Source organism: Klebsiella sp. HN106, from assembly GCF_051209435.1.
Taxonomy (GTDB): domain Bacteria; phylum Pseudomonadota; class Gammaproteobacteria; order Enterobacterales; family Enterobacteriaceae; genus Klebsiella; species Klebsiella oxytoca.
Genome location: NZ_JBLURD010000175.1, coordinates 1 through 327, shown reverse-complemented (window position 1 = coordinate 327; position 327 = coordinate 1). Strand labels below are relative to the sequence as shown.

At 63.6% G+C, this 327-nt stretch carries 1 protein-coding gene; it reads right to left on the bottom strand.

All coding sequences use genetic code 11. The annotated features are described in order from the left end of the window. On the bottom strand, nt 1-327 hold a 327-nt coding region (locus tag ACSIPU_RS30825; protein ID WP_435322508.1), incomplete at both ends, for an MFS transporter.

The window sequence follows — 327 nt, the reverse complement described above, 5'->3', positions numbered from 1 at the left end:
GCCGCCATGCTGATCACCATCAGGCCGCCGCCGCCGAGCCCCTGCAGGCCGCGCATCAGCACCAGCTGGGTCATATTCTGCGCCAGCCCGCAGAGCGCGGAGCCGACGAGAAACAGCCCAATCGCCACCTGCAGCACGATTTTGCGGCCGAACAGATCGCCAAATTTACCGTACAGCGGCACCGCGATGGTGGAGCTGAGGATATAGGCGGTGACCACCCAGGAAAGCTTGTCCAGCCCGCCCAGTTCGCCGACAATCGTCGGCAGCGCGGTGGAGACAATGGTCTGATCCAGCGCTGAAAGCAGCATCACCAGCAGCAATGCGCTG